At 37.3% G+C, this 26,089-nt stretch carries 22 protein-coding genes; 7 read left to right on the forward strand and 15 right to left on the reverse strand.

Going from position 1 to position 26,089, the window contains the following annotated elements:
* Positions 1-372: 372 nt before the first annotated feature.
* From EL165_RS17095 to EL165_RS17130, 9 genes are all read right to left on the reverse strand, one after another.
* Positions 373-804, reverse strand: coding sequence for a hypothetical protein (locus EL165_RS17095; RefSeq protein ID WP_002982543.1), 432 nt, complete (start codon positions 802-804; stop codon positions 373-375).
* 3 nt (positions 805-807) lie between these two features.
* Positions 808-1,509: a hypothetical protein gene (locus EL165_RS17100; protein WP_126358665.1), complete on the reverse strand. Its 702-nt coding sequence runs from the start codon at positions 1,507-1,509 to the stop codon at positions 808-810.
* Positions 1,510-1,610: 101 nt separating this feature from the next.
* Positions 1,611-1,892: a hypothetical protein gene (locus tag EL165_RS17105; protein WP_126358666.1), complete on the reverse strand. Its 282-nt coding sequence runs from the start codon at positions 1,890-1,892 to the stop codon at positions 1,611-1,613.
* 70 nt (positions 1,893-1,962) lie between these two features.
* Positions 1,963-5,790, reverse strand: coding sequence for a hypothetical protein (locus tag EL165_RS17110; protein ID WP_002982549.1), 3,828 nt, complete (start codon positions 5,788-5,790; stop codon positions 1,963-1,965).
* Between the two features lie 6 nt (positions 5,791-5,796).
* The gene (locus tag EL165_RS17115; protein ID WP_002982551.1) at positions 5,797-7,980 is read right to left on the reverse strand and encodes a hypothetical protein; all 2,184 of its coding nucleotides are present in this window, start codon (positions 7,978-7,980) and stop codon (positions 5,797-5,799) included.
* Between the two features lie 7 nt (positions 7,981-7,987).
* On the reverse strand, positions 7,988-8,620 hold the full coding sequence (locus EL165_RS17120; RefSeq protein ID WP_041461969.1) for a leucine-rich repeat domain-containing protein: 633 nt from the start codon (positions 8,618-8,620) through the stop codon (positions 7,988-7,990).
* A gap of 220 nt (positions 8,621-8,840) precedes the next feature.
* Positions 8,841-9,011 (reverse strand): hypothetical protein, encoded by a 171-nt coding sequence (locus tag EL165_RS25885; RefSeq protein ID WP_164720339.1) that lies wholly within the window; start codon positions 9,009-9,011, stop codon positions 8,841-8,843.
* A gap of 233 nt (positions 9,012-9,244) precedes the next feature.
* Positions 9,245-10,282 carry a patatin-like phospholipase family protein gene (locus tag EL165_RS17125; RefSeq protein WP_002982560.1) on the reverse strand — a complete coding sequence of 346 codons (1,038 nt, stop codon included), beginning with the start codon at positions 10,280-10,282 and terminating at the stop codon, positions 9,245-9,247.
* Positions 10,283-10,539: 257 nt separating this feature from the next.
* Positions 10,540-11,040, reverse strand: a complete 501-nt coding sequence (locus tag EL165_RS17130) for a M15 family metallopeptidase (RefSeq protein WP_002982563.1) — start codon at positions 11,038-11,040, stop codon at positions 10,540-10,542.
* Between the two features lie 298 nt (positions 11,041-11,338).
* On the opposite strand from EL165_RS17130, the gene EL165_RS17135 reads away from it, so the two are divergent.
* Both EL165_RS17135 and EL165_RS17140 read left to right on the forward strand, forming a co-directional pair.
* Complete coding sequence (locus EL165_RS17135) at positions 11,339-12,610, forward strand: Y-family DNA polymerase (protein ID WP_002982566.1); 1,272 nt, start codon at positions 11,339-11,341, stop codon at positions 12,608-12,610.
* 55 nt (positions 12,611-12,665) lie between these two features.
* Positions 12,666-12,905 (forward strand): hypothetical protein, encoded by a 240-nt coding sequence (locus EL165_RS17140; RefSeq protein ID WP_002982568.1) that lies wholly within the window; start codon positions 12,666-12,668, stop codon positions 12,903-12,905.
* Between the two features lie 57 nt (positions 12,906-12,962).
* On the opposite strand, the gene EL165_RS17145 is transcribed toward EL165_RS17140, so the two are convergent.
* Both EL165_RS17145 and EL165_RS17150 read right to left on the reverse strand, forming a co-directional pair.
* Positions 12,963-13,574, reverse strand: a complete 612-nt coding sequence (locus EL165_RS17145; protein ID WP_002982572.1) for a YdeI/OmpD-associated family protein — start codon at positions 13,572-13,574, stop codon at positions 12,963-12,965.
* A gap of 5 nt (positions 13,575-13,579) precedes the next feature.
* The gene (locus tag EL165_RS17150; RefSeq protein ID WP_002982577.1) at positions 13,580-14,713 is read right to left on the reverse strand and encodes a serine hydrolase domain-containing protein; all 1,134 of its coding nucleotides are present in this window, start codon (positions 14,711-14,713) and stop codon (positions 13,580-13,582) included.
* 99 nt (positions 14,714-14,812) lie between these two features.
* On the opposite strand from EL165_RS17150, the gene EL165_RS17155 reads away from it, so the two are divergent.
* Positions 14,813-16,141 carry a M48 family metalloprotease gene (locus EL165_RS17155; protein ID WP_126358667.1) on the forward strand — a complete coding sequence of 443 codons (1,329 nt, stop codon included), beginning with the start codon at positions 14,813-14,815 and terminating at the stop codon, positions 16,139-16,141.
* A 95-nt stretch (positions 16,142-16,236) separates the two neighbouring features.
* Here the strand turns inward: EL165_RS17155 and EL165_RS17160 are convergent, their stop codons facing one another.
* Both EL165_RS17160 and EL165_RS17165 read right to left on the reverse strand, forming a co-directional pair.
* Positions 16,237-17,766, reverse strand: coding sequence for a hypothetical protein (locus EL165_RS17160; protein ID WP_002982584.1), 1,530 nt, complete (start codon positions 17,764-17,766; stop codon positions 16,237-16,239).
* An 81-nt stretch (positions 17,767-17,847) separates the two neighbouring features.
* Positions 17,848-19,389, reverse strand: coding sequence for a glycine--tRNA ligase (locus tag EL165_RS17165; RefSeq protein WP_041461970.1), 1,542 nt, complete (start codon positions 19,387-19,389; stop codon positions 17,848-17,850).
* A gap of 303 nt (positions 19,390-19,692) precedes the next feature.
* On the opposite strand from EL165_RS17165, the gene EL165_RS17170 reads away from it, so the two are divergent.
* Complete coding sequence (locus EL165_RS17170; RefSeq protein WP_002982593.1) at positions 19,693-20,388, forward strand: pseudouridine synthase; 696 nt, start codon at positions 19,693-19,695, stop codon at positions 20,386-20,388.
* A gap of 429 nt (positions 20,389-20,817) precedes the next feature.
* On the forward strand, positions 20,818-21,855 hold the full coding sequence (locus tag EL165_RS17175) for a quinone-dependent dihydroorotate dehydrogenase (protein WP_002982595.1): 1,038 nt from the start codon (positions 20,818-20,820) through the stop codon (positions 21,853-21,855).
* A gap of 136 nt (positions 21,856-21,991) precedes the next feature.
* Here EL165_RS17175 and EL165_RS17180 read toward each other — a convergent pair whose 3' ends face one another.
* Complete coding sequence (locus EL165_RS17180) at positions 21,992-23,236, reverse strand: DUF445 domain-containing protein (RefSeq protein WP_002982599.1); 1,245 nt, start codon at positions 23,234-23,236, stop codon at positions 21,992-21,994.
* Positions 23,237-23,412: 176 nt separating this feature from the next.
* Between EL165_RS17180 and msrB the strand changes: the two genes are divergently transcribed.
* Positions 23,413-23,859 (forward strand): peptide-methionine (R)-S-oxide reductase MsrB, encoded by a 447-nt coding sequence (gene msrB / locus EL165_RS17185; RefSeq protein WP_228370573.1) that lies wholly within the window; start codon positions 23,413-23,415, stop codon positions 23,857-23,859.
* Between the two features lie 127 nt (positions 23,860-23,986).
* Entirely contained in the window at positions 23,987-24,742 is a 756-nt protein-coding gene (locus tag EL165_RS17190; protein ID WP_002982605.1) for a murein L,D-transpeptidase catalytic domain family protein, read from the forward strand.
* Between the two features lie 104 nt (positions 24,743-24,846).
* Here EL165_RS17190 and fabF read toward each other — a convergent pair whose 3' ends face one another.
* Positions 24,847-26,088 (reverse strand): beta-ketoacyl-ACP synthase II, encoded by a 1,242-nt coding sequence (fabF, locus tag EL165_RS17195; RefSeq protein WP_002982608.1) that lies wholly within the window; start codon positions 26,086-26,088, stop codon positions 24,847-24,849.
* Position 26,089 lies beyond the last annotated feature (1 nt).

A 26,089-nucleotide genomic window follows, 5' to 3' on the forward strand; every position in this document is an offset into this window, starting at 1 on the left:
GTGCTTGTTTCCTTATCTCCATGCTGTAATTGTGCATCTTCATCCAATCTGAAACTTGTTTCAAACTCCAATTCTGAAGGGTTTTCACAATTCTCAGGGGCATTTTCAGGGAAAATCGGTAATGGCTGATTTACCGGAAGTCCTGTGGATTTATCCTGAAGGATCGTTAAGGTAGTAGGGATTCTAGTGATCCAGTATTTTCTCTAAGGTACTTCTTGTAGTTTTATATCTAACTCTTTCAAACATTAAAAACCGCAACCCTCACAGTTGCGGTTAAAATTTATTCTTAATCTTGTTGGGAGATAGAAGTAAACCTTTGCCTTACAATTTTGCTAGTATAGATAATTATTTATAAGACGGATCTAAGTTAGGCTAATTGGAATTTTTTCTAAAATTTATTATTAAAATTAAAAATGCACTGATTATCGAATAAATGAATGGAGGTAATGGAATAATCATTTTCGTATTTTTCATTGACATTGATCCTGTAAAGTAAAAAGTTACACTTATCAAGAGTATAGAAACTAAAATTATTATTAATTTATTATTGGTTATCATTTTCATCAATAAAGCCAAAATTATTATTGTTGGAATGGATAGAACTAATCCGATAATTGTTATATAAAAAGCAAGCTCCCAAAAAACACTTTGAAATAAAAAATTTTTATTTAATTTTTCTTCAATTGTCAATTTTTCAATAATTATTAAGCAGAACGACGAAATTATATTGGTGAAAATCCATACTTTAAGTAGGTAAATTACAATAGAAGAAATTGAAATGCTTTTTAATTTTAAGTTATTCATATTTTAATTATAGGTTTTAAACTGATCTACATTTCCGACAAAGTTAACAGGCTTGTTAGACCTAAATTTTTTAAAAAAGATATTAAAGTTGACTCTCTTAATATCTGCAGGCATTATAGTTGTTTTTCCTCCATTACCATTTACGAATTTTGATACATTATTCATTAAATTATTCCATGTAGCATCTGCTATGTTCAAATAATCTAAAACCGTACATTCTTTACCGTTCCAAAATGATATAAAATCTTTAGGCCAAACTCTATCTATAGCTCGAGCAAAAAATCGATAGTTTCCTTCTTTATCTTTATGTATTCCAAACTGTCTGTGACCAGAAAATGGTTGTGTATCACTTTCAGGGGTAAAAACCGTAGTAAAAATCCAACTATCTTGTGAAGATTCACTTTCAAGAACTGCACCATCATCACCTGTTGTTCTAGCAATAAAATCACCTCCTGCTTTAATTTCAAAAATTGCTCCTCCAAGTTGTTTTTCCCATCGCCTTAGTTCTTCTTTGGGTTGATTAGGGTATGGTATAAATTCCCAATTTCCACCTATTGTTATTTCTCTACAATTAGATTCAAAAGATACAGTTCCTTTTGATAAAGTTAAAAAATTATCCCTAATTTTTTTATATAACATTCCTGCATCAGATAATTGTCCTCCAAAAGTAGGCATTTTATCAATTCGTACTGAAAAATAATCCATATTAACATTTTTACTTTGTTTCTCGTCGTTGCCTTTAATGAATTGAAGTTTTCCATTAATTGCAGTTAACCGATCAACTGCTTTTTTAGGAACTTGAAAATTTAATAGTTTGACATATATTGTTTAATATTATCTTCAACTTTTAGAAGCTCTTCATTGCCTTTAATAATTTGATCATAAAATTCTTTTATACGCTCTATTTTTATATAAGGATTCCTGCTTACAATATTGTTTGCTATCTGTGAAAATTTTTTATCATCTTTAAATAAATTATTTATTGTCCCTTTATATTTTTGAGCATTTGGGATATTAGCCCTCTCCTCTCTCTCTTCATCCGCTATTATTTTGGCTGAATTTATTCCTATTGGTCTATAATTATACATAATTCATTTTTAACTTTCCCTCAAACTCCTCTTAAAAAGAGGAATTTGTTGAGAAAGTGGTTAAACATTATTATTTATTGATAATTGTTGTTAATTCTTTTGGCAAAGTTGTTGGATCTGTACTATGATTTAATTGTGTATCTCTCTGCTCAAAACTTGTTTCAAACTCCAGTTCTTTAGGGTTTTCACAATTATCCGGATTTGTTTCCGGGAAAATTGGCAATGGCTGATCCACTGCAAGCCCTGTAGACTTATCTTGAAGAATAGTAAGCGTAGTAGGCACTCTGGTAATCCAGTATTTGCCCTGAGGTTCTCCGGTAGGCTGTCTCATTTCGTCCACGATACTCATGTACATTGGGTCGCCGATTACCGGAACAGATCCGCCATTCCAGATCAATCCTGTTTCAAGGAAGAACTGAACGGCTGTTTCGAAACCTGGTTTTACGGTAACGATAATCCTTGCCATACCCGCCTGTAAGAAACTTCTGAACAATGGGTCCATACTCTCGCTGATATAGAATTCCTGCCAGCTCTTGCGGTTGGCCCAATAGTAAGGATAGAAGGTGTAATCCATGATTTCCCATTCAAATGCCTGTTCCATAAACTTGGCAAGGGCTGTATATCTGTCCAGATTTTCATTCAGGTATACCTGGAAATTATCCATGGTTGTTTTCTCATCAGCACCGTTGGTTGTTTCCTGGCCTAGTGTATAAAGGTAATCCTGTAATAAATAAGCGATACAGTTGTGCTTTAAGACATCATGTTCCATATAACGGTAGAACGTATCCTGTCTTTCTTTAAGCTGAGCTTCTTTTTCTTTTTGCTCTGCGTCCAGTCTTGCCTGATCTTCCTGGAATTTGGCATAAGCAGCTTCATAGGCTTTAATAATATCATTAAAACTGTCTGTTTTCCATTTGTTGATAAAGGCATCGCTCAGCTCACAGTTCACAACGACTTTGATGGTATAACTTCTTACGTTGTGGCCCTTCACCTGGAAAGATACATTACCTGTGATATTGAAACCAGATGATCCTTCGCCAAAAACAAGGTCTCCACCACGTTCAGAACGGCCAATCATATCTCCTTTAAAATTAGAGAAGAATACTTCAGAATAACGAGACCCTGACCATCCTCCGCCTCTGTTTCTTGTTGATACGCAATTGAAACTTGCGTTTTTTCCGGCATAATTGTCCGGGATGGTAAACTGTGTATAATCAATTCCGAAATCATCATTTGTCTGAGGAACGCTGGAAGCTGTATGAATAACCTGTTTGGTTGCTTCCGGGAATGCTTCTAAAGCTACTCCATATTCCTGAGCCCAATGCTGGATCTGTACAATCGTTGCGGATTTTGGATCTGCCATTAACCATGGTTCCGGTGCTTTTCTTGGATCTACAGGAGCCTTAAGCACCTGAGCTTTGGCAACAGTAAGAGCCAGACGGTGTAATCTTGAAGGTTCAGGAACCATAAATTCAAGCATCGTACGCTTGCCATAGTTGTAGATCTGGTTCTTCATTTTCTTGTCGATCCATCTGTAAACTCCGGTAATGTGCTTAGGCTGTGCTGCCTCAGCGTTATCAGTATTGGTTACTTTTCCTCTGTTATCATATTCATGAACGTTGGTTTCTGTATATTCCTTGATAATTTTCTGAACTCTTTCTTCTGAAATTTTGGTAAGAACTCTTTCCATTGCCCTTTCTGTAATTTCCTGAGATTTCATCACAGCCTGTCTTGTACTGTCGTGCTGAGCGGTATTATTGGCATAGTCCGCTCCGATTTCAAACTTCATAGCGCTGTCATTTCCATAGCTGAATCTTGTGTACGCAGAAATACTTTGCTGCTTCTCAATTTCTTTCGCAACCTCGGTCTGCATATCCGTTCTGGAAGTTTTGGAAGTGTCTGACATTTTCTCTGTTTCCTGAGATTTGGAAGTGGTATCTGTAACTTCAGAATATTCTCTGGAAACGGAAGACTTATGTCTCAGTTCGCTTGCCATAACGTTCTCAATATTGGACACTTCTCCCGGAACATAAGCATGAACACTTTGCACTACTTTCATATAATCTGCTACTCCCAATCTTTTGATCCCGAAATTTTTACGTTTTTGGGTTGTACCTGGTTCAGGTGTTCCTGGGTTTTCCACTGCTGCACGCTTCAGAGTCAGTATTCCGGTAAGGTTTAGGTCTTCTTTCAGATATTGTGTGGCAATCTCTCCATAAGCCTGGCTTCCGTTATCAAAAATGATTTCTATTTTGAAACTAAAGCTGGTTCTGAATCTGTTTACCAAAGTCGCAGGTAAAGTAATCTTATTATCTACCACAGGAATATTGCTGTAGTTTTCTTCGAAAGTTCCGGCAGCATCTGTTGTAGCCGTAATTTTAGCATTGGCAACACTCCACGAAACATCTTCAACCTCAAAAGAAAAATTAACAAATCCTCTGCTGCCTGCTACGATATAAGCACTGTGCGCATATAAACTGTATGCCATTGGTGTTCTGGCTGTATTCTGAACCAAAGGTATTGAAGCTCCGCCGATATTGGCATACTGCTGTTCCGGAAGAGGGCTGTTTTGAAGTGCCGTCTCCATGGAAGCAGAGATATTGCTTCTTACAACAAGTAAAGCATCAGCATAGCTTTCAATTTCATCATCAAGAACAATGGTCTGAGCTCCCATTCTTAAGGTATCATGGGAAAGGATCTGTAGGCTGTCTGTATCTTCTGCCAAAGAAGTTAGGCTGGTTGTAGATTCACCGAAAAGTTCTACAAAAAGGTCGAAAGATTCCGGAGAAAGCTTTGCCTGCAAATCTTCCAAATTGATTTCATTTTTGTACGTAAATACGAAAGGAGCAACTTCATATTCTTTCAAAGTGCTGTAAAGACGTTCTTTTTCTTCTTCGGACATGTCCGGAGTGATTTTACTGTCTACTTCGGCCAACTTTCTGTCATACAGTTCCAAACGTTCTTTGTTTTCTGCCATATATTTGGAATACTCGGCCTGGTAGGCTTGATATCTGGATTTATAGAACTTTTTCTGAAGTTTTTCCAGCTCGGAATTCAGTGTGTTCAGAGATTCTTTTCTGTGGATGGCTTTACTGGATACAAAAGAAGCTCTTGCTTCAGATTCTAATCTCTGAACTGTTCTTGCTGCCAAAGCGGGTTCAGAACCTTCAGCGTTTACAGATGAAACTAAAGAAGCCGTTTCCGTATCTTCTGAAAATAGAATAGTAGGAAGTATGATTTTTCCATCCATTGCTTTTTCCAATGGTTTTTCCCCATTAATTTTGATGATTTCCGGATCCGTAAGATCCTGATTGCTGGCAAAACCGAGCTGAATAGCCATTAAAATGTGGCTGATTGCTTCTTTAATATAGAAATCTCCCTGGGTAACAATCTGATAGATATAATTATTCCAAAGCTGGGAAAATATAGCAATCCCTTCTGCGTTTAGCTGTCTGTTGGTGTTAATAAGGCTTTTGTAATAATCGGTAACGAATGTCCAGTCAGCGCTTTCTAATGTTTCTTTTTTAGAAAGCTTTCTTCCGATTACCAGAAGGTCTTTAAATGCTCCTTCTTCGATTTTCTTTTCACTTTCGAATCCGGAATTGTTAAACTCACCGGCAGCTCTTTTCATCGCTGTAAATTTTAAAGTTTTGGCAGGTCTTCCAACGACTGCTGTGTCAAAAAGACCGGTTACCCCTTTAGGTCTGTGGATAAATCCTAAGTTTTTGTCTTTAATTTCTGTTAATTGCGGGTTTCTCAGACTTACAAATCTGAAAAGTGATTGTGATGCGTTATTGGTATTCATAGGGTTTGTTTCTTTGTAGTTAATAATTCCTTCTCCTATTAAGGATTTTCCGACAGTAAATGCGGATTTTGCTGATGTATTATTTGTTGGCATCTTTGTTTATTTTTTTGTATACTCAAGGGTTAGAGTAAATGAGTTGATACGGGAATAGTCATAATCAGGTATGTTCAATAGTTCGATGATAGCCATTTCCCTTTCGATGGTGATGTAGGCTTTTGTTCGCCATTGGTTACCTGCAAATGCGGTTTTAAGATCATACCATTCTGTAAACATTTCATTGGAGATAATGGTTTCAAGGTCCGGGAATTCAGGTCTCAAATCGATTTCACCTGTTCTCGGAATCTGATCCAGATACAAGGTTTTTTTATAAACAGGCTTGCCATTGATCCACTTTCCGCCTGTCAGTTCTTCTTTGGTGCTGTAAGAATGTTGCTTATCTGCATATTGTTTCTGGATGTAGTCATTTTCCTGTGCATTGTCTCCAAAATAAGTTTTAGAACTTAATCCTCTGGCATTAGAGACTTGATGTTCTACCATAACAGGTTCATCTGGATAATTGCTTACCATGATTCCTTTTCCGTCAGAATGATCGGCAAAGCTCGTTAAAGAGGCTCCGGCATTACTTAAACTAAGTTTTGCACCATATGCTCTTGCCAATATACCGTAATCTTTACTGACATCTAAATTCGATTGTATAGAATTATCTACACTGCCTGATGTGATCAAAACTCCGCTTGGAAAGAAACCTACCTGGTTTTTAATTCCGTCCTGAGTATTGATTTTATAAAGAAGAGATTCAATTTCCGGTGCTTCGGAATTCTCAAACTGGATATGACCGGAAACGGGATTGTTCACTTCTGTTCCTGTGAGAGGAATGCAGTTTTGGAAGTCGGAAAGGTTTTTATATCCCAATACATTACCGGAATTCAGAACCGCTACTTTTGTATAAGTGTTATCTGCTAAAGGGGTCCTTTTCGCAGAAACAACAGCGTCAAAATCCAAGGTTCTTGCCGCAAAGTCACCACCAATTAAAGGAGTTACAAGATCATGGCGTCTTGCTACCGGATTTGATTCAATAACCAGTTTGTTAGATGTTGAACCTCCTAACGGGGCATTACAGCCAATAACAACATTGTTGTCACCCCAAACTCCCATAGCATGAGTAGTAGAAGCGGCATTGTATCCAATGAAAGTATTGTAACCCCATGCGCCGGATCCTGTTGTTTTACCATGAACATTTCCGGCAAAAGCACCTAAAAAAGTATTCTGGGTTCCATTAGTTAAGGAATAAGCGGCTCCAAGGCCCAGCGCAGTGTTATTGGAGCCGGCAATATTTTTGTTTCCTGCCTCATCTCCGATATACGTATTTCCATTTCCTGTTGTTGTTTCAGTTCCCGCCTGTGTTCCGAAAAAGGCATTAAAATTACCTGTTGTAAGTTTAGTTCCGCTTGACACACCAGTTGCGGTATTCCATCTTCCTGTGGTGGTTTCATTTAAAGCATAAGACCCGAGTGCTACGTTATTTGCTCCAGTGGTTAATTTTGATAATGTATTATAACCAATTCCCAGTCCGTAAGCTCCGGTGTGATCTGTATTTAAATTTCCAAACCAGAATGAATAGGTTGTAGGACTGAAATTAATTTCGCCTGCTCTGCCCTGGCTTGGCTGAAAAATAATAGGCTTGGTTGTTCCGTTACCTCTGTCGATGACATTTTGTAAATTATCATTCCCGCTAAAAGTGGGCTTATCAGAAAGGTCATTATAACTGCCTGTTACAGCTACTTTTTTCAGGATAACTTTTTCCTGTCCTTCCTGTGACAATGTTACACTTCCATCTGCATTGGTGTTGGGAATGATACTGAATTCCGAAAGATTAATCTGAAAGGCTGAACCATCATTCTGGGTAATGGTAATAATATTTTGAGAGGCGTCATATACTGCGTTTTGAATGCTTATATCACGTGTTACTAAGCTGCTTAAATCTACCGATTTGCTTTGCTGAACACCATTCTCACCTGTATAAAATACTGTTAAGACATTTCCGTTCAATTGCGGAGCCTGAATAGAGGTCTGAGTTTCAATTTTATCTTTCCAGAGCTGTGCATTTTGCGGAGTTATATTAGATGCCGTTACATCTGCTTTTTGAGTGAGATCATAGTCTAGTTTATCAGCCGGAATTTTCTCATCTTTATGCCAGTATGACTCCTGCCACTCCCAGAATTCTTCCTGTACCGGAATATCTCCGTTTTCGAAATATTGCTTTAATTCTTGTTTTGTCTTCATATTTGTTCTATCTATAGGTGATTGTAGCAGTAGAAGGAATTCCTGTATTACTTAAATCCAGACCGGACGGCGCTGAAACTGTTTTTAGCGAAGGAATTGCAAAAGCATTTTGTCCAACAGATTTTACTGAATCGGGAATGTATAAGTCTTTAATAACAGTTGCTCTAGGGCAATAAAATGCTTGTGCCCCAATAGTTGTCAAGCCCTCATTTAGTATAATTTCTTCCAATGAATCTGGTCCATTAATAATATTTTTTTGATCCCAAAAAGCTTGATCTCTAATAATTTTTAATGTTGAAGGGGTTTTGATACTTTTAATATTTTGTCCTAAGAAAGCAGAGTATCCTATTTCCTCAAGTCCTTCATTCAAAATTACTTTTATGATTTGATATGACATTCCTGTGTACGCAAATGCACCATCATGGATTTTATTTGTAGCAACAGGAATAGTAAGTATAACTGCTGAACTGAGTAGTCCGCTATCATTGAAAAATGGAACTACTTTCTCATAGTTTTCAATAGCGCCTTCAGAAATTTTTTCATTCTTATGCCAATAAGAGTCCATCAAAGCCCAGAAATCTTCCTGTACCGGGATATCTCCGTTTTCGAAATATTTTTTTAGTTCTTCTTTTGTTTTCATAAAACGTTGTGTGATTTGTTGGTTAATAAATTGATTATATGTCCTGTATTTTGGTATAACAGGCTTATAATTGCTATAATTTTCAGACATAGTTCTGGCTGTCCAGCATTTTGTGAATGGTGAATTCAAAGGTGTTGGAAATGATTAATGAGATTGCTGTTTGTAGATCATAAAGGTAATGTCGGACAGCGTCAGAACTTGTCGTGTTTTAAATTTTTACTTAAAAAATATCTTCTTCAAGTATTCCTTCTTCAAAATCTTCTCTGAAGAAGTTTTCAATGTCATTGAGATAGTTTTCATAATCCATCTCAGCATTTTCGATATCGCTCCATTCTATGGTATAAAGGTCTTCATCGAAGAGGGTATCTGTTTTGTGATCTGGTGTTTCCATGTTTTGTGTAATTGGGTGTTGGTTATATTTTGAACATATTTCAGGCTGTTCAGCATAGGGAAATGTTGAATTCAAAGGCTTTTTAAAGTTTTTATGGATGTTTGTTTTGCGTCTTTTTTGATACTCCAAAGGTAGCGGGGCGAAACGACAAAACTTGACGTATTTAAAAAAGATTTTCTAATTTTAAAATATAATCTTTAAAGCTTATATAGGGTTATTATAAGGTAAAAAGCTTATATTTTATTTTTAATGAGTTTCTGAACAATCTGGTTCAGGGTATCTCTGTTATCATCAATATAACTTAATCCTGCTTGTATCAGGTTCTCAATATTGGATCTTCTTACATTATCCATTGCCGGGGAAGCATTTTTCAATGATGGGTTCAAACGGTAATAATTTTTTTGATTTCTGAATCCCAACGTCTGAAACATTTGTCCCAGCTGATAATCTACCGTTTCTGCATTGGCAGACATCAAGATATCAATAATAGGATTTACCCAACCTATTTTTCCAGCTTTCTGCAGTTTTTTAAAAGAGTAAGGTCTTGCTTCTATTCCTGTTCCGATGGAAACAATTATCATATCATTTACTCCCGGATGATTGTCTTTCTGATGGTTTTTTAACACTTCTGCAAAAGGAATTTTTCTGGCTTCTGCATAAGCACATAGCGCTGGATTATTAGCAAACATACCACCATCTATCAGGCTGAAGATCTGTCCATACATAGATTTAATCTGAACGGGGCAGAAGTAGGTGGGAGCAGCCGAGGTTGCCCTGCAGACATCTTTCACGTAAAAATTATCTGTGCTGAGATTGGCTTTCCATGAGTTGAAAAGCTTTGCCCTTCTGTTCTCTATATCATAACTTGTTATTAAACATGGTTTTATTAATTCTTTTAATTCTAAATTTCCAAAAAAGTCATTTAAATTCCTTTCAAGTGATTCCTGTGGAATTTTTTCATTCAATAATCCGAATGGATTAACCAGTTTTTCCCAAAAGGAAACCTGGAAGATATCGCCGCCCTTTTCCGCATACAATTCCAATCCTTTCTGGATAGAATATTTTGCTTTTCGGGTTTCGTCGGGACATAGAATAATAGAAGCAATCAGACCTCCGGTGCTGCTGCCTGCTACCAGATCAAAATAATCCCCGAGTTTTGCAGTGGGTTTATCATAATACTGGAGCTGTTCTTCTATGTAACGCAGAATAATACAGGTGATGATTCCTCTTATTCCGCCTCCGTCCAAAGAAAGAATGGTTGTCTTTTTCATGTTATTTTTTCATTTTTTAGAAGAAACATTTAGCAACTTTAGACAAGTAAAACCAATAGATTTCCGAAAAAATGTCTATTGGTTTTAAGCTTATTATAAGGATGCTTTTGGTGTTTTTCTTATAAAGCAAATATAGATGGAGGAAGCGTCAGAACTTGTCGTATTATAAATATTTTTAATTATTTTTGTTGAAAAATAGTATTGTAAAACAGGGGGTTATGTGTTGGCGGGCTTTTTTAATCTTAAATCGATGAGAGTTATAAAATCACATAACCCTGCTTATCTCTTTGCATTTTTAAAAGCGTTCTCCAGCTTGTTTTTACAGTTCCTTTTTTAGATGGAATATTCTTTTTTTCAAAATGGGGAAGGTCTTTAAACGTCTTCCAGTTTCCGCCCCAGTCCCAGCCATAACGGGCAAAAATCTTTACACATTCGTACCAGTCTGCAACCTTATCATTATCCCAGTCTTTTACGGTATCCCAGCTTGCTGTTTTTCCGTCAATCATCAGGCAGATGTCTACAGCAAGACCATAATTGTGGATGCTTTGCCCTGCTTTAGCGTTGGTCACCTTTTTTCCTGAAGTAATTCTTCCTATTGCATAAAGTTTTTCCTGTTCTTCAAAAGATCTTAATCCCTGAGTGATCCGTATCTTGGCTCTGCCGGTCAGTGCTTCGTCACATTCCTGGATAATTTGCTTTACTTCATCTCTTACCAACGGGTGAAGTTTCTGAATTCGTTCTAAGGTTACTTTGTCCATATTTCTTATTTTGTTACAGGACAAAAGTATAGCACGAAAGCGACGAAACTTGACGTGTTTTATTTAAATTTTAGTTCAAACAATAACAAAGAAGTTAAATGATTTATTCGAACAATGCTGTTTAAAGAATAAGTTTTTGAAAACAAAATTAAAGTGCCTATGCGACAAAACATGTCGTATTATAAAAAAATATCCATTTGTTTTTCAGGTTGTTAAATATGATGTTAATTATGAACTAAAAGATTATTTTATTCTTTAAAAACTATAATTTTGTACAAATATTTACGATACAATTGTCATGTATGCTCTGGTAGACTGTAACAATTTTTTTGTTTCCTGTGAAAGGACTTTGGATCCTGATCTTGAAGGCAGACCCGTTGTGGTTCTCTCCAACAACGATGGATGTGTTGTATCCAGAAGTAAGGAGGCAAAAGACCTGGGAATTCCTATGGCAGCTCCTGCATTCAAGTACAAAGAGCTTTTTCAGAAGCATGATGTAAAAAGCTTTTCTGCAAAATTTGAATTATATAATTATAAAAGCCAGCAGGTCATCAATATTGCTAAATCCTACGTTCTTGATCATGAAGTTTACAGTATTGACGAGCTTTTTCTTGATTTAACAGGATTTAAGTATATCGATATCTATGAATACTGCCTTAAAATTAAAGAGGAAATCAAGGATAAGGAAAGCATTCCCGTAAGTATAGGAATTGCACCTACCAAGACTTTATGTAAAGTAGCCAACAGGATTGTAAAAGAGTTCCCGGAGAATTTTAACGGAGTTTATATTTTAGATACTCCTGAAAAGATAGAAAAAGCTTTGAAATGGCTTAATATAGGAGATGTATGGGGAATCGGGAGAAGGCTTGCCGCCAAAATGAATGACAGCGGAGTGTATAAAGCCTGGGATCTTCTTCAGAAACCTGAAATGTGGGTTCGGAAGATCATGGGAATTCACGGAGTAAGAATGATCAATGAGCTGAAGGGAATTCGTCAGCTGGAACTAGATGCACCATCCCCTAAAAAATCAATAGCAGTTACCCGAAGCTTTATGCAGATGCTTACGAATAAAGAAGAAGTAAGAGAACGGGTAGAAACTTTTGGAATGTATTGCTCAGAAAGGCTGAGAAAGCAGAATACCTGCTGTAAAATGATTACTGTTTTTGTACAGACCAATCGTTTCAGAAAAGATCTGCCTGAGTATAAAAATGCTATGACAAGGATTCTTTCCAATCCTACGAATTCATCCATTCTGATTGGGAGAGTGGTTAATGAGCTTTTTGAAGCTATTTACAGAGAAGGATTTCATTATAAAAGGGCAGGAGTGATGGTGAATGACTTTGTACCAGAAGATCAGAGACAGATCAGCCTTTTTGAAGAAGATATACAAAATCAGCATCTTCCCGTAATGAAAGCAATGGATGCCATGAACCGGAAATTTGGGAAAGACAAAGTTCGTCTGGGAAGCATGAGTGGAGATAACACCTTTGGGCGTGCAAAGCTGTCCCCGGAATATGAAGCGTTCCTGAAAAAGAATACATTACCGGAAGCTAATTTCAGATTTCATTAGGAATTATTTTAATTCAAAAATTCTGCTTATTTTTCCCTTTTTACTGTTTTTTTGAATGGAAAGTAAAACATTTAAAATCAGTTATTTATTAGATGAACTTTCCCGGGAAGACTTTTATGGATATAAACTTGTTGACTATTGGGATGCAGATACTGAAGCTTTAGGACTGCAAAAAGGAAATGTTGTTATCTATATTTCAACATTTGATTTTTCTCAAACCGGGCATTATGATATCATTATTGAGGAATCTGAAACCAGCAAAATATTGAAGGAAGGGCAATATATCATATACTGAGCTTGTTGCTTACCTTCAGGAATTTTGAGGATTCAGAATAATTTGGTGTAATCAGATCTACTTTTTTTCATATTTCCAGTTTCTTCCTTTACCTTCGGCAATCCATTCCAGAGCCTGTTCCATTCTTTTATTTCTGGTGGCTTCTGTTTTGGCTTCCGTGATCCAGGAAATATATTCCTTTCTGAAGGATGGTGAAGCTTTTCTAAAAACTTCCAGCGCTTTTGGCTGCGAATTGAGAGCTGACTGAAAATAATCAGGGACCTCCATTTCTGTTTTAGAAGGAGCAGCTTTCTTCATGGTAACTCCCATATCCGTAAGCTCCATCGCTTCTTTAATAGCCTTTTTCAGCTGAGGTTTGGATGGGAGGTCTTCAATTCTGGTAATTTTTCCCAAGCTGAACATTGAATTTTTCTCAATATCCTGAGCCATCTCCTGCATGGTCTTCATTTCCTTTTCCAGCCAGAATCCAAAAGTACAGTGCTGCTTGAAGGAAGCCATAGCACACAGGTTTTTCCCTTTATAGATAAAATGAGGAAAACTCCATTTCATGGTTTCTTCAGCATCAGGGCAGAACTCATGAACCGTTTCACGGATATAATGCAGAACAGGCTTGGCAAAATCCTGTGATTTTTCAATATAGGTATCTATTTTCGGGCTGTATTTCTCCATAGCATTTACTGGAATAATTGTACAATTTCGTTTACAAGGAATTTTACCTGATCAGGCCTTCCTCTGTCATTCTTAGGATTGTTAGCATAGCTTCCGGTTTTTACAATAACCATATTATGATCCGGCACCATAATAATATATTGCCCCTGTAGCCCCAGGAAATAATAATGTTTAACCGGATTGTCATGATTAATCCAAAGTCCCATTCCATAAATGTTTTCAGACTTTGCTGTAGGAGTTCTCATCTTTTCAATGAAGTCTGCATTAAGGATTTGATGATCACCGGCTTTCCCATTATCAAGAAACAGCTGCCCAAGTTTGGCAAAATCTCTTGCATTGGAATGAATACAGCAATAGGTTTTTTCCATACCGTAATCATCTGTGCTCCATTTGGCATTTTGTTCCATTCCCAAAGGGACCCAGAATTTCTCTGATAAGTAGCTTGCCAATGGTTGATTCAGTGCTTTTCGCAGAGCAAAGCCAAGAAGCTGCGTAGAACCGCTCTGGTACTCGAATCTGGTTCCTGGTTCTTCTTTAAATTTTCTTGAGAATACTGCTTTTACAAGGCTTTTCCCATAATAAGCCCTGGCATTGGGAAGAAAGGGATTGTTGTAATTTTCATCCCAGTCCAGTCCGGCTTCCATCTGCGCTAAGTTTTTAAGCGTAACCTGGCTTCCGAATGTTTTATTTTTAAATTCCGGATAAAAATCTGAAAGCCTTTTGTCAATATCCGGAATAATGCCTTCTTCCAGAGCCTTTCCCAATAGCATTACCGTCACTGCTTTGGCCATCGAAAAAGAATTGGTTTGTGATAGCTGATTGTAGCCGCCCCAATACTGTTCATGAAGGATTTTCCCATTCCTGATCACCACAAAAGCTGCTGTCCGGGAATGTTTTAAGTTCTCAACTAAATGTTTAGGTAGTTCAGTTTTATTATAGTCAGGATCTTCTTCCCAGAGTTTGGGTTCCACGGTAGCAACAGGATTGCCTGGGAAAAGATTTCCGTCATCAATATGCGCACTTGATCTTCCTTTAAGATAAGTTTTTGAAATACCACTAAATAAATAATCATATCCCAGAAAATAAGCAGCCGCTGCACCTGCTACAGCTCCGCCTATCATATACTTCAGTATTCTCATTTTTTCATGAATGGGTCTTTAACAAATTTAGAATAATTTGACTACAAAATTTAAAATGAACCTACAAATAAGTTATTTTTGTTCTTATTGATGAAAACTATGACCAGAAAACTTTTTGTATTGGGTTGCTTTCTATTTTCGATTATGGGAATGACCCAAATGTATAAGCCGATAGATACTGCAGATTATATACAGAGAAAAGCATTTTTAAAGTATTTTGAAGGGAATAATGAAGCTACTGTAAAAAGATTGAGGGCACAATATTCCGGGAAAACAGGCTCAGAACTATCCAAAATTTATAAAGAATTCGGAACTGATTTTGAAAAACAGGTGAAGAATAAGGATTTCATTTTCAAATCTGAATTTGAAGCCAGCATACAATCTATGATTCAACGTCTGAAAAAGAATAACCCTAAAATTCCACAAGATCTGAAGATTCTGATTGCAAAAGACAATACTCCCAATGCTTATTGCCTTGCTGACGGAACGTTTGTTATCAATATGGGATTGTACAGCTGGCTGAATAATGAGGAGCAGATTGCTGCGGTAATTTCCCATGAACTCGGGCACAAAATAGAAGAACATTCCCTGAAAACCTTTTTAAAAATCATTGAACAGGATAAGCAGGATAAAATCGTGGTTGAGAATATAAAATCCACTACTACAAGCAGAAGCCAGAGCCAGAATCAGAAGGCTTTTGATATTTTTAAAAATACAGTCTATAAGAAAGGAGTGGAGAGGAGACAAAGTGAAATGCAGGCGGATTCTTTGGGATATGTTATTTTTAGAAACAGTGATTTTAAAAAAGCCGAATTTGTAAATGCTCTTCAGAGATTACAGGATTTTGATACCATCTCTCCAAGGGAATTAAAGGTGGAAACCTACAAAAAACTTTTCAATCTTCCCAAGCAGGCATTCAATGAAAAATGGATGAAAAAGGAAGACTTCTCACTGTATAACTACAACTTTTACAAAGAAAAGCTGAACAAAGATTCCCTGGCATCACACCCTGAGGTTTCCAGAAGAATAGAAATGCTTAAAAGAACATTTGCTGAACTGAAAACACCCGCTGCTTCTGAAAAACCTTCTGATCTGTTTGTCGCATTACAGAAAACAGCAAGGATGGAGATTTTACCCAGTTATTTCCATTCAGAAGATTATGGATTAGGGATTTATGCTGCCATGCAGTTTTTGCAGGATGAAGAGGAGGAAAAATATTATAAAAGCTGGCTGGGAAAATGCTTTGCCAAAATATACGAGGCGAGAAAAAATTATAACCTGAACCGGTATCTTGACAGAATAGAACCTAAAAATCAAAGCGAAAGTTACCAGCAGTTTCTGAACTTTATGTGGAATTTAAGCCTTGAAGAAATAAAGAATATAGCAGACTATTACCAGACAAACGAGACTATAGCAAAGGTGAATTGATTTTTATTATAAGTGATTGAAATATCAATAGAAAACGGGCTTTAGCCAAAACATAAAAGAAAGAACCCTGATGTTTCGTCAGGGTTCTTATTATTTTAGTAATTTAATTTCTCCAGACGGATCTTATTGAATTTTTCCTTTTCATTATACTCACGAAGCAGGATATAGCCTTCCTTTCCTACATACGGAGTTACGGCATAATTGTCTTTTTCAGAAATCGGGATAATCTCCTGTTTGAATTTTCCGTCAATAATAGTATTGATAAACAGATTCCATCTTTTCTGTTTCGTTACTTCATCTTTTTGATAGTCACGGTAGAAAAATACCACATCTTTACCCCCGTTGAGGTATTGTGAAAACAGATAATCACTGTTTACCCACTTTGATTTTTCCTTTTCAAAGACCTGAACATTTTTCACCTTGAAATCCTTATCGGTATAGATGTAAACAAGATCGGTGGTTTTCGGTGCGTTGTACTGGCCTGCAGGCTTATATTTTTCTGATAAAATACCTACACTTCCATCATTCATAAAATACATGTCTTTGGTCTGAAGCATATAACCGCTTTCCACCATTCCATATTTGTCCACTTTGGGAAGAAAAGCAGAGATATTGGGCTCATAATTGATGGTTTTCGTATCAACGGAAAAGTCAGATTTATTGAGGATCATTCTTGCAAATCCTACAGATTGGGAATCATCATAATTTCTTCCTAACAGGACTACTTTATCCTCAAAAGTTTTATCATTATCAAGCTTTCTGTAATTGGAGTAGAAGGATTCAATATTGTCTATCGTTTCATCAGATAATCCTGTAACGGGTTTGTTGGATTTTTCTTTACCTGTTTTCATATCCAGAACCATCAGACTGAATGTTTTCTGCTTGTCGTTGACCTTTTTCATGATGCAGTACATATAGTTCTCATCTCTTTCAAGAACAGATAAAGAAGTGTGAATTTTTTTGCTTCCGTCTGTATTGTATTTGTATCTCCAGACTTCCTTTTTGTTCTCATCAAACTTCATCAGGCTGTTGCTGTTCTCATACTTTCCGTAATCTTTGTATTCAATAGCAAAATAACCGCCTTCTTTCAGTTCTCCAACGGCAGAAACATAGTTGTAACCTTTTTCTTTCTTCTCGTCACGGTTTTCCTTACGCTGTTCTTTCCAGCTTTTCGGTTCGTTGATCTCTTTGAAAGTACCGTTTTCAAGATAATCATAATAGACCTTTCTGGTAATAGAGTTTGTCTTTGGATCGATCACCATAGAAACCGGAGTAAATATTTCTTTGCTTTTTACAAGGGAATAATCCATCATGGATGGCTTTAGGATAATCTGCCCTTTGAAATCAACATATCCCAAATAAGAAGCTGCTGTGATGTCTCCTTCAAATTCTTTATTGGCAACAGGGTTGAGGTTTTTGTCCAGAATTACATACTCGAACTTTTTGGTCTTGTCACCGGATTTTCCGTAAGAATATAGAGAAACGTAACCGTAGAGATTGTCTTTATCATCGAATAGAGCATTCATTCCTACATGATCGCCTGCAGCAAGTGCCGTCAGGTCCTGAGTCTGGGAAAATGCAAAGGTTTGGATCAGCCCAAACATCATTAGTGTTATTTTTTTCATGGTTAAAATTTGAGGGATAAAAATAATAAATTAACAGATATGATAATAAAAAATAAAAGCCCTGAAAACAGGGCTTTTAAACTATAACTGAGAAAGTAAATTTCTGAAGTTCGTCTTCTCATCAATGATTCTTCTCAACTCTGAAACAGGAACTCTTTCCTGCTGCATTGTATCTCTGTCCCTGATGGTTACCGTGTGATCAGTAAGAGAGTCGTGATCAACCGTGATACAGTATGGAGTACCGATGGCATCCTGTCTTCTGTAACGTTTTCCGATCGCATCTTTTTCTTCGTAGAATAAGTTGAAATCATATTTCAGGTCATTGAAGATCTTTTCCGCATATTCTGCCAAACCGTCTTTCTTCATCAATGGAAGAATAGCAGCTTTAATTGGCGCCAATGCAGGAGGTAAAGATAAAACAGTTCTTTCTGAACCGTCTTCCAATACTTCGTCTCTTAAACAATGAGAGAAAATAGAAAGGAATAATCTGTCCAAACCTACAGATGTTTCTACTACGTAAGGAACATAGTTTTCATTTCTTTCAGGGTCAAAGAACTGAAGCTTTCTTCCTGAGAACTCTTCGTGTGCCTTTAGGTCGAAATCCGTTCTTGAGTGGATACCTTCAAGTTCTTTAAATCCGAATGGGAAATTAAATTCAATATCAGCAGCAGCATTCGCGTAGTGAGCAAGCTTCTCATGATCGTGGAATCTGTAGTTCTCGTCTCCCAAACCTAAAGCTCTGTGCCAGTTCAGACGTTTTTGCTTCCACTGTTCGTAGAATTCAAGTTCTGTTCCCGGAGCTACAAAGAACTGCATTTCCATCTGTTCGAATTCACGCATTCTGAAGATAAATTGTCTTGCCACAATCTCATTTCTGAATGCCTTACCAATCTGTGCAATCCCGAAAGGAAGCTTATGACGTGAAGTTTTTTGTACGTTTAAGAAGTTAACGAAGATACCCTGAGCTGTTTCAGGTCTAAGGTAAAGGTCCATAGCGTTGTCTGCAGAAGCTCCCAACTTAGTTCCGAACATCAGGTTGAACTGTCTCACTTCTGTCCAGTTTTTAGAACCAGTATCCGGGTCCGCAATCTCAAGCTCTTCAATCAAAGCTTTTACATCAGCAAGATCTTCATTTTCCAGAGATTTTGCCAGTCTTGAAAGAATAGCCTCTCTTTTTGCCCTGTATTCCAGAACTTTTGGATTGGTAGCAACAAACTGATCTTTATCGAAAGCATCACCGAATCTCTTCGCAGCCTTTTCTATCTCTTTATTCTCTTTATCTTCAATTTTAGCACAGTAATCCTCTACCAGAACGTCTGCTCTGAAACGTTTCTTGGAATCTTTATTGTCAATCAATGGATCGTTGAAAGCGTCTACGTGGCCGGATGCCTTCCATGTTGTCGGGTGCATCAAAATTGCCGAATCAATACCTACAATATTTTCGTTAAGCTGTACCATAGCTTTCCACCAGTATTGTTTGATATTATTTTTTAGTTCGGCACCGTTCTGTCCATAATCATAAACAGCGGATAAACCATCATAGATCTCACTCGATGGGAAAATAAAACCATACTCTTTAGCGTGAGAAATCACTTTCTTGAAAACATCTTCTTGCTTTGCCATAATTTTTTTAACGTCTGAAATGCAAAAATAGCAATTTGGATCCAAAATCATGAGATTCAATAAAAAAAGCATTAATAAACAGACAAATATTTACAATTTAATTTTTAAGGAGCCGGGAACCCGCTCTCCGTTGCAATTCCTCGCTCGGCGGCTCTGCTTCGCGCCGCCGCCTCACTGTGGGATTTTCTCTTTGATCGGGGCTATTGATAAAGGAATGTTTAAACCTAACAGGTTTTCAAAATCTGTTAGGTTTACAAATACGGCAGCATATAATATCAGTCGAAAAATCTTTACTTTTGCCCCATGTTAGAAATTCTTTATCGCGATGAACATCTTATTGCCATCAACAAGCCCAGCGGACTACTGGTTCATAAATCTTTTTATGCCGGAGAAGCCGATACGTATGCTATTCAGGAGCTGAAGAAACAGATTGGGCAAAAAGTGTATCCGGTACATCGGTTAGATAGGAAAACATCCGGCGTTCTGTTGTTTACTTTAGATAAAGATACTCTCAGAATCATGAGCGAGCAGTTTTCATCACGAGAAGTAGAGAAAAAATATCTGGCCATTCTACGTGGCTGGACAAAAGAAGAGGAAACTATTGATTATGATTTAATAAATGAAAATGAAGTCAGGCAAAATGCAGTTACAAACTATCGCCGTTTGCAGACTTCTGAAATAGACTTACCTTTTTTAAAACATCAGACTTCAAGATACTCTTTGGTAGAAGCTATTCCTGAAACGGGAAGATTTCATCAGCTGAGAAAGCATTTTAAACATATTCTGCATCCTATTTTAGGCTGCAGGAAACACGGTTGCAATAAACAGAATAAGTTGTGGCTTCAGACTTTTGAAATCAACAAAATGACACTTCACGCCCATCAGTTGATTTTTAATCATCCTGTTTCCAACGAAAGAATTACGGTAAATGCCACTATAGATGAAGAGTTCAAAAGGGTAGGAGACATCCTGAAATTCGATCTGAGTGCCTATTCTTAATTAAAACATCAAGATTTTAAATATCCTTGTCAAGGTTTTAAACCTTGACAAGGATGGTGTTTATAATTATATTAAAAAAAGTATCCCATTCCATTTAACAGATAACGCAGATTTCTCTGTATCTGTTGTTTTTAACGCAATGTTCGCAAAGTTTAATTATGTCTGCTTTTTATTTCCGATCACAAGGGCACTTCATTCAGCAAAGGCTGATAGCGTGTAATTTGCTTAGTGGAACGCCTTTGCGAACCAAAATGTTTTCAGGATGGTCATCTTTCTTTGCGGTCGCAGCGTTAAAAAAAAACACTGATTTGTTGCATATATAGTTATTTTTCCAATTTATAGATACTATAGATGAGCCATTTCGATAAAATATCATACATCTATCGAGCATTAATTTTAAAATGAGTAATTTTGTAAAACTTTTTTTCAATGTACAAATCGCTCATTCGTCCTATTCTTTTTAAATTTGATCCCGAAGATGTTCATCACTTTACCTTTTCGGTACTTAAGAATTTTGGATTTCTCACCAGATTATTCTTCCCGAAACCTGTTGAAGACAAACGTCTGGAAAGAGAAGTTTTCGGATTGAAATTTAAAAATCCTGTAGGACTGGCTGCCGGTTTCGATAAAAATGCAGTATTGTTCAATGAACTGGCAGATTTAGGTTTCGGATTTGTGGAAATCGGAACCGTAACCCCGAGAGCGCAGGCCGGAAATCCTAAAAAAAGATTATTTCGTCTTATTGAAGATGGCGGAATCATCAACAGAATGGGATTCAATAATGATGGTCTTGAAGCCGCTATTGAAAAACTGAAATCCAATAAAGGAAAAATAATTATCGGTGGAAACATCGGAAAAAATACGGATACAAGCCCTGAAAACTATACCCAGGATTATCTGGATTGTTTTGAAGGTCTTCATCCTTATGTAGACTATTTTGTACTGAATGTAAGCTGCCCTAATGTAGGAAGTCACGCGAAACTGGAAGATGTAGACTATCTGAGAGAACTTATTACAGAAGTGAAAAAAATAAATCAGTCAAAAGCTGTACAGAAGCCTATACTCCTGAAAATTGCCCCGGATCTTAATAACAATCAGTTGGACGAAATCATTGAGCTGATTGCTGAAACGAAGATTGATGGTATCGTAGTTTCCAATACATCAGTGAACCGGGAAGGTCTGAAAACTTCTCCGGAAGTTTTAGAACAGATCGGAAACGGAGGACTGAGCGGAAAACCTATCCGTGAGAGAAGTACGAAAATGATCAGATACCTTTCTGATAAAAGCAACAGAGCATTTCCAATTATTGGAGTAGGAGGAATTCACTCTGCTAAAGATGCTATGGAAAAGCTGGATGCAGGAGCTGCATTAGTTCAGTTGTACACCGGATTTATTTATGAAGGTCCCCAATTGATCAACGATATCAATCAGGAGCTTCTGAAAAGAGCTGGCAGATTACCAAGGTAAAAATAAAAGTGTTATCTTAACACAGATTAAGGTCAGCGGACTTAATTGTGGAATGTAGTGAAGAATACAGAGTATTGACTGGTAAAATTCTTCCTTGTCAGAATGACAAAATAATGGTTCTGAGAATCTATTTTATTTAAATGAAAAAGTGAGCAATGGTATAGATGATCAGTCCTACCAGACCGCCTACAAGGGTTCCGTTGACCCGGATAAACTGAAGGTCTTTTCCTACTTCCAGCTCCAGTTTTTCACTGAGTTCTTTTCCCTGCCAGTTACCGACAGTAGTACTGATGAGGTTTCCGAACTGATGTGTGTTTTTCAGAATGTATTTATAAGCCGTCACACGAACCCAATGGTCAATTTTATTCTGAAGGCTTTCATCTGTCTTTAAGTTTTGAGCAAACTCATTCAGGTTTTTTGAAAGGTAGTTCTTCAATGCAGAATTTTCTTCCTGAAGTTCTTTGATCAGCGTTTTTTTGATAGAAACCCAGATGTCATTGGAATATTCATCCAGTTTATCATTTTTCAGGAGACCGTTTTTGATGGTTTTGAATTCTTCATCCCACTTAGGATCTTCTTTCAGATCAACAGAGAATTCATGAATTTTCTGGGTAATCAATGACCTTACTTCATGCTGAGGATCTTCTTCTATCTCTTTGAAAAAATCAGAAAGCCCGTCGGCAATTTTATCCGCAATTTTATTATCTACAAAAGAAGGAATGAAGGAGTAGCTACCTTTCTTTACGCGGTCTTTAATCATTTCATCGTTTTCTAGGATATATTCTTTGATCTGTTTGGAAAGGTTGGTGATGATCCTTTGGTGATCATTTTTTTCAAGAATATAGTGAATCCCGTTTCCGACAACCTTATTAAGCTTAATATCATCTGTCATTTCCGATACTTTTTTGCTGATAAACTGGCTCACCGTAGAATCGTCCAGTTTATTAAGAATATCCAGTACAATATCGGACAGGTTTCTCAGTAATATTTCCTGGTTTTTCTCTTTTCCAAGCCATTCGCCGGCGAAATTGGATACTTTGAGTTTTTGAATATAAGGACGGATATTCTGTGGGGAAAGAAAATTACTCACTACAAAACTTCCCAGATTATCTCCTAACCTTTGTTTGCTGTTTTCAATAAGGTTGGTGTGAGGAATCGGAAGCCCCAGAGGATGACGGAACAGCGCGGTTACTGCAAACCAATCGGCCAGCGCACCCACCATTGCTGCTTCGGCAAAAGCCCGTACATAGCCGACCCAATGGGAGTTGTCAGACTTCTGTAAAATAGTGGTAACGATAAAAATAACGGCCATCAGGACAAATAACCCTGTGGCAAACGCTTTATATTTTCTGAGCTGTTTTCTTTTTGCTTCGTCATTCATATTCTCAAATTTACTAAATTTGGTTATGAAACCGTTTAATCTTAAAAAAAGCTTTTAAGCTTCAAAACTTTTGCGGTTAAACCATAAAATTTGTAATGAAATTTTTAGTTTCACTCACCTTATTATTCTTTCTGCAGGCATGTACGCAGAAATATGAACCCATTAAAAAAACTCTTATGGAAAATACAGAAGCAAAAAGCAATCCATACTATTCCAGAACTGATACCACAAAACTTAATGTTTCCAATGAAGAATGGAAAAAAATCCTTGCGCCGGAATTATATGCAATCGCAAGGGAAGCCGCTACCGAAAGAGCTTTCACCGGAAAATATAACGAATTTGATGAGATAGGAGAGTATTATTGTGCTGTATGTGGAAATCATTTGTTCCGTTCTACCTCAAAATTTTCCAGCAGTTGCGGCTGGCCCAGTTTCTTTGAAGCAGATAAGGAGGGCGTTTATTACAAAAGAGACCAGTCTTATGGAATGGACAGGGTAGAGGTACTTTGCAAAAGATGTGATTCCCATCTTGGGCATGTCTTTGATGACGGTCCGAAGCCCACCGGATTAAGATATTGTATGAATTCTATAAGTCTGGAATTTGTTCCGGATTCTCAAAAATAACCACTTTAATTCACAAAATCAGGACGTTAAAGTTTCTTAAATAGCGTTAAACTTTTTAGAGTTATAACCCCCTGGTAATTATGTTTTTATAATTTTGCCCCACTAATTTGGATTTATATATTATTGAATGAAAGGATTTTATAGCGTACTAGGCCTTGTTTACATGGTGACGACTTCATTCTACATTTCTCCAAGAGTGATGGTGAAAAGTGAGAATGTCAAAACAACGAAAACTGTAAAAGCAGCTGACACGAAATCTGAGAAGGGCACAACAGCCATATCTTCATCAGAAGCACTATACCAATCAATCGCATTTGACCCTGAACATGAGCTGAATTATGAAGTGTTCTCAAAAGCATTGACTGGCTATGAAAATTTAAAAAAAGCAGGATTGCTTACCCAGGACTCGCATTTATTGACTATCTGCGATTTTTCTATGTCTTCTAACATGAAAAGACTTTGGGTAATTGATCTTGAAGACAAGAAAGTTCTGTTTAACTCATTAGTGGCACACGGAAAAAACACAGGCGAAGAATTTGCGACGAATTTTTCTAACAGGGAAAGTTCGCTGCAGAGCAGCCTTGGATTTTATATCACAGATGCAACCTATCAGGGAGATAACGGATATTCTTTGAAATTGCTTGGAATGGACAAAGGCTTTAATGATGCTGCCTACAGAAGAGCAATTGTACTTCATGGAGCAGATTACGTAAGTGATGCATTTGCAGCCATGCACAAAAGAATCGGAAGAAGCTGGGGATGTCCGGCTGTACCAAGAGAGCTGACGCAGTCTATCATTAATACCATTAAAGGACGAAACTGCCTCTTCATCTATTATCCCGATCAGAACTATCTTTCTTCTTCAGAATGGTTGAAAGCATAAAAATAAAAAAGCAGTCAGTTTTTGGCTGCTTTTTTAAGTTTTAAACTATAAAAGAATCCCTGCATGGTTTTCATACAGGGATTTTGAATAATTATTTAATCAGATTAGCTGAATTTCTTAAATACTACAGTCGCATTATGTCCTCCGAATCCAAAGGCATTGCTCAATGCAAAATTAATATTCTTTTCTTTCGCCTCACCAAATACAATATTGATATCCTTAGGAATACTCTCATCAATATTGTGAAGATTGATCGTTGGTGGAATGATCCCATTCTGAATCGCTTTGATTGAGAGGATGGCTTCTACCGCACCGGCAGCACCGAGCAAATGGCCGGTCATGGATTTTGTGGCACTGATGTCAAGATTTTTACTTCCTTTAAATGCTTTGTTGATAGCTGTTAATTCAATTGTATCTCCAATCGGTGTAGACGTAGCGTGCGGATTAATGTAATCAATATCTTCCATATTGGCTCCTGCTTCTTTCACTGCCAGCTGCATTGCTTTAATAGCTCCGACACCGTCAGGATGAGGTGCTGTCATATGGTAAGCATCCGCAGTCATGGCTGCTCCGGCTAATTCTGCATAGATTTTTGCTCCTCTGGCAACAGCATGCTCATATTCCTCAAGCACCAATGCTCCTGCGCCTTCACCCATTACAAATCCGTCTCTGTCTGTATCATAAGGACGGCTGGCTGTCGCAAAATCATCATTTCTTGTAGACATGGCCTTCATAATAGAAAATCCTCCGATGGAAGCCGGTGTAATAGCTGCCTCAGAACCACCGCTGATGATAACTTTGGCTTTTCCGAGACGGATATAGTTGAAAGCATCCATTAATGCCGTATTTCCTGTAGCACAGGCAGATACCGTAGTATAATTGATTCCCTGAAGGCCATATTTCATAGAAATCATTCCTGATGCCATATTGGCAATGAACTTTGGTACAAAGAACGGATTAAAACGTGGTGTACCATCACCTGCAGCAAAATCCATCACTTCTTTTTCGAAGGTCCACATTCCACCTTGTCCTGTTCCCCAGATAACTCCGGTATCGAACGGATCTATTTTTTCAAGTTCCAGTCCGGAATCCTGAATCGCTTCCGCAGAAGCATACATTGCATATTGCGTAAACAGATCGCTTCTTTTGATTTCGTTATGGTTCAGATATACTTTTGGATCAAAGCCTTTTACCTCACAGGCAAAATGTACTTTAAATTTTTCTGTGTCAAAATGGGTAATGAGTCCTGCTCCGCTGACTCCTTTAATACTGTTTTGCCAAAATTCTTCGACATTATTTCCCAAAGGCGTCACTGCGCCCAGACCTGTAATGACAACTCTCTTCATA

This window comes from Chryseobacterium gleum, from assembly GCF_900636535.1.
Lineage (GTDB): Bacteria > Bacteroidota > Bacteroidia > Flavobacteriales > Weeksellaceae > Chryseobacterium > Chryseobacterium gleum.

Bases quoted from the DNA above. Each gene is read 5' to 3' on its own strand.
- EL165_RS17095 (WP_002982543.1), bottom strand. From the start codon at position 804: ATGAATAACTTAAAATTAAAAAGCATTTCAATTTCTTCTATTGTAATT.
- EL165_RS17100 (WP_126358665.1), bottom strand. From the start codon at position 1,509: ATGGATTATTTTTCAGTACGAATTGATAAAATGCCTACTTTTGGAGGA.
- EL165_RS17105 (WP_126358666.1), bottom strand. From the start codon at position 1,892: ATGTATAATTATAGACCAATAGGAATAAATTCAGCCAAAATAATAGCG.
- EL165_RS17110 (WP_002982549.1), bottom strand. From the start codon at position 5,790: ATGCCAACAAATAATACATCAGCAAAATCCGCATTTACTGTCGGAAAA.
- EL165_RS17115 (WP_002982551.1), bottom strand. From the start codon at position 7,980: ATGAAGACAAAACAAGAATTAAAGCAATATTTCGAAAACGGAGATATT.
- EL165_RS17120 (WP_041461969.1), bottom strand. From the start codon at position 8,620: ATGAAAACAAAAGAAGAACTAAAAAAATATTTCGAAAACGGAGATATC.
- EL165_RS25885 (WP_164720339.1), bottom strand. From the start codon at position 9,011: ATGGAAACACCAGATCACAAAACAGATACCCTCTTCGATGAAGACCTT.
- EL165_RS17125 (WP_002982560.1), bottom strand. From the start codon at position 10,282: ATGAAAAAGACAACCATTCTTTCTTTGGACGGAGGCGGAATAAGAGGA.
- EL165_RS17130 (WP_002982563.1), bottom strand. From the start codon at position 11,040: ATGGACAAAGTAACCTTAGAACGAATTCAGAAACTTCACCCGTTGGTA.
- EL165_RS17135 (WP_002982566.1), top strand. From the start codon at position 11,339: ATGTATGCTCTGGTAGACTGTAACAATTTTTTTGTTTCCTGTGAAAGG.
- EL165_RS17140 (WP_002982568.1), top strand. From the start codon at position 12,666: ATGGAAAGTAAAACATTTAAAATCAGTTATTTATTAGATGAACTTTCC.
- EL165_RS17145 (WP_002982572.1), bottom strand. From the start codon at position 13,574: ATGGAGAAATACAGCCCGAAAATAGATACCTATATTGAAAAATCACAG.
- EL165_RS17150 (WP_002982577.1), bottom strand. From the start codon at position 14,713: ATGAGAATACTGAAGTATATGATAGGCGGAGCTGTAGCAGGTGCAGCG.
- EL165_RS17155 (WP_126358667.1), top strand. From the start codon at position 14,813: ATGACCAGAAAACTTTTTGTATTGGGTTGCTTTCTATTTTCGATTATG.
- EL165_RS17160 (WP_002982584.1), bottom strand. From the start codon at position 17,766: ATGAAAAAAATAACACTAATGATGTTTGGGCTGATCCAAACCTTTGCA.
- EL165_RS17165 (WP_041461970.1), bottom strand. From the start codon at position 19,389: ATGGCAAAGCAAGAAGATGTTTTCAAGAAAGTGATTTCTCACGCTAAA.
- EL165_RS17170 (WP_002982593.1), top strand. From the start codon at position 19,693: ATGTTAGAAATTCTTTATCGCGATGAACATCTTATTGCCATCAACAAG.
- EL165_RS17175 (WP_002982595.1), top strand. From the start codon at position 20,818: ATGTACAAATCGCTCATTCGTCCTATTCTTTTTAAATTTGATCCCGAA.
- EL165_RS17180 (WP_002982599.1), bottom strand. From the start codon at position 23,236: ATGAATGACGAAGCAAAAAGAAAACAGCTCAGAAAATATAAAGCGTTT.
- msrB (WP_228370573.1), top strand. From the start codon at position 23,413: ATGGAAAATACAGAAGCAAAAAGCAATCCATACTATTCCAGAACTGAT.
- EL165_RS17190 (WP_002982605.1), top strand. From the start codon at position 23,987: ATGAAAGGATTTTATAGCGTACTAGGCCTTGTTTACATGGTGACGACT.
- fabF (WP_002982608.1), bottom strand. From the start codon at position 26,088: ATGAAGAGAGTTGTCATTACAGGTCTGGGCGCAGTGACGCCTTTGGGA.